Genomic DNA, 4,935 nt, shown 5'->3' on the forward strand with positions numbered 1-4,935 from the left:
CTCACCCGCTCCCTTTGGTCGCGACCTCTCCCACAAGGGGAGAGGTAAAAAAAAGCCTTCTTTTGGAGGACTTTTGGTAAAAAATTGTTTTCGCTTCTTAGAAATAAATTGCGGAGTGTGAAAGCGGGATAGTTAAAAATGGGCTTAATTTCATTTTTTGTCCCGTAGATTGAGTCTCTTCCTACATGAACGAAGAATGAGGCTCTATTAACCTAAATGGAAAATGTTATAGTCGATAGACTTGAGGAGTAGACAAGAAACAACGAACGAAGTGTATCCCTATATACATGAGTGAGGCGTGACGATGTATCCTCCCAATGGCTATTATCGACTATATAACTTATTCAGTCGTCCAACCGCCATCAATAGAATAAGACGCACCCGTTATTTGGGCGGCTTCCTCACGTGCTAAGAAAACACATAATTCGCCTATATCATGAGGTGTTGCGCATTTTTGAGAGGGTTGTTTTTCTGACACCATATCCAGTAAAGCTTGATCAAATGAAACGCCTAAAGTTTTTGCTTTATCATCAACTTGTTTGCGCATTAAAGGCGTATCTACCCAACCTGGGCAGATGGCATTACAGGTTATATTAACAGTTGCTGTTTCAAGCGCTATGACCTTTGTAAGACCGATGATGCCATGTTTAGATGCGACATAGGCAGATTTATTTTTAGAAGCAACAAGTCCATGCGCTGAGGCTATGTTAATGATACGCCCCCATCCTTTTTCTTTCATAATCGGAATTGTATGTCTGATCGTATGAAAAGCGCTTGTTAAATTAATAGCAATAATCGCATCCCATTTTTCAGGTGGAAAATCTTCTATTTTTTCAGTATATTGAATGCCCGCATTGTTCACTAAAACATCAATACAGCCAAAAGATGATTTGGCCGTCTTTATCATTTCATCAATTTGATCTGCTTTGGATAAATCACAGGCTGAATATAATGTTTTAATCGCATATGTGTCTGTTAAATATTTCTGTTGCGCTTCAATGTCAGCGATATTGCCAAAACCATTTAATATAATATTGTATTTTTGGCGTGCAAAGGATTCAGCAATGCCCGCACCAATGCCACTTGTTGATCCAGTTATAAGTGCTGTTTTTGACATTTGCTTCTCCCTAATTTTTTAAACATATAATAAATTAATTTTATGCCCTGACAAAAAATGAGCCAAGAAATAACGCGCGGTGCGTATTTTTCATACGTAAGAAAGGAATGACGACGTATCCGCATGAAGTTAATTTATTATAAAATCCCCCCTAAATAAATTTAGAGGGGACCTTTGACTAAATCTAATCCAACTTCTTAGTGATGGATACGATGGTTTCTTTTATGTTGTTTTTTCATGCGTTCATGATGTTTTTTAGCTTTATGATGATGTGCTGCTTTAGCTAAATCATGTTTTGCTTTCAACATTTCTTTGTGGTGATGGTGCATCATCTTTTGATGATGGTGCATCTTCACTTTATGATTTTTGTGATGTCGATGGTGCATTTTATGGTGATGCATTTTATGTTTATGCATAACAACATGATCGTGACCAGCCGCTTGCATAAGCATGTCATGCTCGCTTTGATGTACGCGTGGTGATAATGCGTTTACGTCTGTTGTTATTAGGCTTGGCGTCGCTATTATTAAAGCTAAAGCACCAAGCGTTAAAATGAACTTTCTCATAGATTCCTCCCTATTTTTATTCCTTACTATAATTATGATACCTGTTTAAAGATTAATAAAGAGTAAAGAGATTCAATCAATAAAAAGTGTTTTGAAACGTTCAATTTTTCAGTCTTGACACATCGCTTTACCTTGCCTTAACGTCCTTAATAAAAGAGAGGCATAATGGAAAAAAATTCTCAAGACAACCAAAATAAAATTGCTGCACTAAAAGAAAAGCTCAAAAAATTGCAGCCTCAAAAAAATACGCGTAATTTTTATGATGATGATCGTAAAATGCTAGGAATTGCAGCACGTATTGGGCTTGAAATTGTTATTGCTCTTGTCGTTGGCGTAGGGATAGGATATTCCCTCGATAAATTATTTTCAACAAAACCGATTTTTTTGTTACTTTTTGCTTTATTTGGAATCGCAGCTGGGGTATTAAATATCTATCGTCTTGTTAAGGGGAATGAATATGGCTCTGGATACAAAAATGATGATAAAAAAGACTAAAAGAATAAAAAAGAGGATCGCACAAAAGATCATACGTTTTATGCTTCAAAGGGGGGCGTCGTGTCAGGACCATTACATCAATTCGAAGTAAAACCATTGATTAATACGCCAATGACTATTGGTGGTTATGATTTTTACTTTACAAACTCCTCTCTTTTTATGGTTTTAGCCGTTTTAGTTTCCGTTCTATTTGTTCGCTTTGGTATGCGTTCTAAATCACTTATCCCAGGTCGAATGCAATCTATGGTCGAACTTACACACGATATGGTTGCGAATTTAATGAAGGAAAATATTGGAGATGAGGGTAAAAAATATTTCCCCTTTATCTTTACACTTTTTATTTTCGTTCTTTTCGGCAATCTTTTGGGTATGGTTCCTTATGGCTTTACGTTTACAAGTCATATTATCGTTACTTTTGCGCTCGCTTTTTTCATTTTTGTAACAGTAACGATCATTGCTTTTGCAAAGCATGGAACCCATTTTTTCCGTTTCTTTCTACCAGAAGGAATACCTTTTTATATTATCCCCATTTTTGTGCCGATTGAGATTATTTCATATTTCACACGGCCAATAAGTCTCTCCGTACGTCTTTTTGCTAATATGTTGGCAGGACATACGTTGATAAAAGTGATGGCAATTTTTACCATAAGCATGGGTGCGTTAGGCATTTTACCATTGCTCTTCAATACCTTGATGATTGGTTTTGAGATCTTTGTCGCTGTGCTCCAAGCTTATATTTTTACCCTTTTGTCATGCTTGTATCTTAATGATGCTGTGCATATGCATTAGGACTAACCTAACTTGTTAATTAAAGGGAGTTTGTTATGGATTTAGCTGCTGCTAAAATGATTGGTGCAGGACTTGCAATGATTGGTGTTGCTGGTGCTGGTATTGGGCTTGGAATGTTGTTTTCTAGCTTTGTGAATGGTGTTTCGCGCAACCCAAGTGCTGCACCACATGTTCGGGTGATGACCATGGTTGGTTTCGCCGTTATCGAAGCAATGGGTCTTTTTGCGCTTATTATTGCTTTAGTTTTACTATTCGTGATGTAACAAAAAAGGAGGCGTGTTGATTTAAATCAATTTTACGCCTTTATTTTTCTAAGTTTTTGAAGATTAAATGTTTAAATTATGAGGCAAAGTCTAGAGCCCCTCGAACCGGAACGGCGTGTACCTCTTTGTAGATGAGTACCGCCAGTTTCTTTTTCCTGGGCAGGCCTGACGACGAATTTGTCCATAATTTAAATATTTATATTTAAAGAGGGATATGATGCCACAATTAGACCCTACTTATTTTCCATCGCAATTGTTATGGCTTGCCATTTCTTTTGGTTTGTTATTTATTCTTTTAAGATATTGGGCATTACCTCAAGTCACGGAAACAATCGATAAAAGACAAAAAACGATTGATACCGATATTGAACATGCAACAAAACTTCAACATGAAATTGAGCATATTTCAAAAAAATGCGAAATCGTCCTGAATAAATCACGTATAGAAGCGCATGAATTATTAATCCAAAAAACGGATGAAATGAAAGCCTTTAACCGTGAAAAAGAAAAAGAATTGGCTGAAAAATTAAACGCGCATTTAAAAAATACAGAACAAAAAGTTCAAAAAGCAAAAAATGACGCAATCGGCGAAATTGAAAAACTTGTGGTTGACCTTTCTTTAGAGCTTGCTGAACGTTTAACCAAAATAAAATTTTCTGAAGAAATAGCACGTCAAACAGTAACACAAAATATTAAAGCCCATTTGGGGGAGAATCAAAATGTTTGATGAAAATTTTTTCGTCCTTATTCCAACACTTATCTTTATTTTTTTTGCATTTAAGCCCGTTAAAAAACATCTGACGCAATTTTTAGATGGACGTGCTGAAAAAATTAAAGCGCAGATTGATGAAGCTTCTTCACTTAAAAAACAAGCAATCAATCTTTTAAGTGAACAAAAAAAACGCGAAAAAGAAATTTACAGTGAAGCGCAACAAATTCTAACGCATGCCAAAGGTGAAATTGAACGTTTACAGAATGATGCGAAAGTTCAATTAGAAGATACATTAAGACGTCGTGAACAAATGGCTTTCACACGTATTGCAACAGCTGAACGTGAGGCAATGAGCTCTGTTAAGCAATTTGCATTGCAACTTACCATTGAAACTGTCACAAAGCTTATTAAAGAAAAATTGCCTGTTGAAGCAAGCAATAGAATACTTGAAGAAAGTATTCAAGAAATGCCTCAAAAATTACAGCTTCATTAATATTTTATTAGCGCTAACCTGGAAATTGACCTCATAAGAAACCGAGGGTTTTTGTTGTTGTGAGCAGTTCAAATTTTTATAAAGATTGCACAACAATCCAAAGGAACTGTTAAGATATTGATTTAGAAAAATTTTAAAATTAGTTTTTTGAATTTCGGTTTAACCACTTAAATTAAAAAAAAACAAAAATAATCGTCATGCTAACCCCCGCAGGGGGTGTGGCAATCTCAAATTTTAAAGCCAAAATCTATTTCTTATTAAAAGTTTTTTAGATTGCCGCGGGGCTTTGCCCCTCGCAATGACAAGGCGGGTAGCTAATTTTTCACTATCTAAAATAATTATTTTTATATTTTTCAATTAGTCATAACGCCCCGGCAAAGCCGGGGGCTTGACGGTATTTAGCAGTCTTAAAGACTGCCGGGTTGATTTAAACGACTAGAATTCACCTGGTTCATCCGAACCTCGGTCGTCAAGCTGCTCTTGCTGTTTGATGTAAGACT

At 36.0% G+C, this 4,935-nt stretch carries 7 protein-coding genes; 5 read left to right on the forward strand and 2 right to left on the reverse strand.

Features of this window, described 5'->3' with window-relative positions:
- Positions 1-340: 340 nt before the first annotated feature.
- Together Q8L85_02565 and Q8L85_02570 are read right to left on the reverse strand one after the other, a co-directional pair.
- Positions 341-1,117: a 3-hydroxybutyrate dehydrogenase gene (locus Q8L85_02565; GenBank protein ID MDP1723566.1), complete on the reverse strand. Its 777-nt coding sequence runs from the start codon at positions 1,115-1,117 to the stop codon at positions 341-343.
- A gap of 197 nt (positions 1,118-1,314) precedes the next feature.
- Complete coding sequence (locus tag Q8L85_02570) at positions 1,315-1,683, reverse strand: hypothetical protein (GenBank protein MDP1723567.1); 369 nt, start codon at positions 1,681-1,683, stop codon at positions 1,315-1,317.
- A 165-nt stretch (positions 1,684-1,848) separates the two neighbouring features.
- On the opposite strand from Q8L85_02570, the gene Q8L85_02575 reads away from it, so the two are divergent.
- The 5 genes from Q8L85_02575 to Q8L85_02595 all read left to right on the forward strand — a co-directional run bounded on the left by Q8L85_02575 (position 1,849) and on the right by Q8L85_02595 (position 4,435).
- Positions 1,849-2,178, forward strand: a complete 330-nt coding sequence (locus tag Q8L85_02575; protein MDP1723568.1) for an AtpZ/AtpI family protein — start codon at positions 1,849-1,851, stop codon at positions 2,176-2,178.
- 60 nt (positions 2,179-2,238) lie between these two features.
- Positions 2,239-2,967 carry a F0F1 ATP synthase subunit A gene (locus tag Q8L85_02580; protein ID MDP1723569.1) on the forward strand — a complete coding sequence of 243 codons (729 nt, stop codon included), beginning with the start codon at positions 2,239-2,241 and terminating at the stop codon, positions 2,965-2,967.
- A 35-nt stretch (positions 2,968-3,002) separates the two neighbouring features.
- The gene (locus tag Q8L85_02585; GenBank protein MDP1723570.1) at positions 3,003-3,230 is read left to right on the forward strand and encodes a F0F1 ATP synthase subunit C; all 228 of its coding nucleotides are present in this window, start codon (positions 3,003-3,005) and stop codon (positions 3,228-3,230) included.
- 217 nt (positions 3,231-3,447) lie between these two features.
- Positions 3,448-3,957 carry a hypothetical protein gene (locus Q8L85_02590; protein ID MDP1723571.1) on the forward strand — a complete coding sequence of 170 codons (510 nt, stop codon included), beginning with the start codon at positions 3,448-3,450 and terminating at the stop codon, positions 3,955-3,957.
- A complete protein-coding gene (locus tag Q8L85_02595) occupies positions 3,950-4,435 on the forward strand; it encodes a hypothetical protein (GenBank protein ID MDP1723572.1) in 486 nt (161 codons plus the stop codon). Before Q8L85_02590 ends, Q8L85_02595 begins: the two co-directional genes overlap by 8 nt.
- The last annotated feature ends 500 nt before the right edge of the window (positions 4,436-4,935 follow it).

The organism is Alphaproteobacteria bacterium (assembly GCA_030680745.1).
In the GTDB taxonomy this organism is placed as follows: Bacteria; Pseudomonadota; Alphaproteobacteria; order JAUXUR01; family JAUXUR01; genus JAUXUR01.

Coding starts and splice junctions, on each gene's coding strand:
- Q8L85_02565 (MDP1723566.1), bottom strand. CDS start 1,117: ATGTCAAAAACAGCACTTATAACTGGATCAACAAGTGGCATTGGTGCG.
- Q8L85_02570 (MDP1723567.1), bottom strand. CDS start 1,683: ATGAGAAAGTTCATTTTAACGCTTGGTGCTTTAGCTTTAATAATAGCG.
- Q8L85_02575 (MDP1723568.1), top strand. CDS start 1,849: ATGGAAAAAAATTCTCAAGACAACCAAAATAAAATTGCTGCACTAAAA.
- Q8L85_02585 (MDP1723570.1), top strand. CDS start 3,003: ATGGATTTAGCTGCTGCTAAAATGATTGGTGCAGGACTTGCAATGATT.
- Q8L85_02590 (MDP1723571.1), top strand. CDS start 3,448: ATGCCACAATTAGACCCTACTTATTTTCCATCGCAATTGTTATGGCTT.
- Q8L85_02595 (MDP1723572.1), top strand. CDS start 3,950: ATGTTTGATGAAAATTTTTTCGTCCTTATTCCAACACTTATCTTTATT.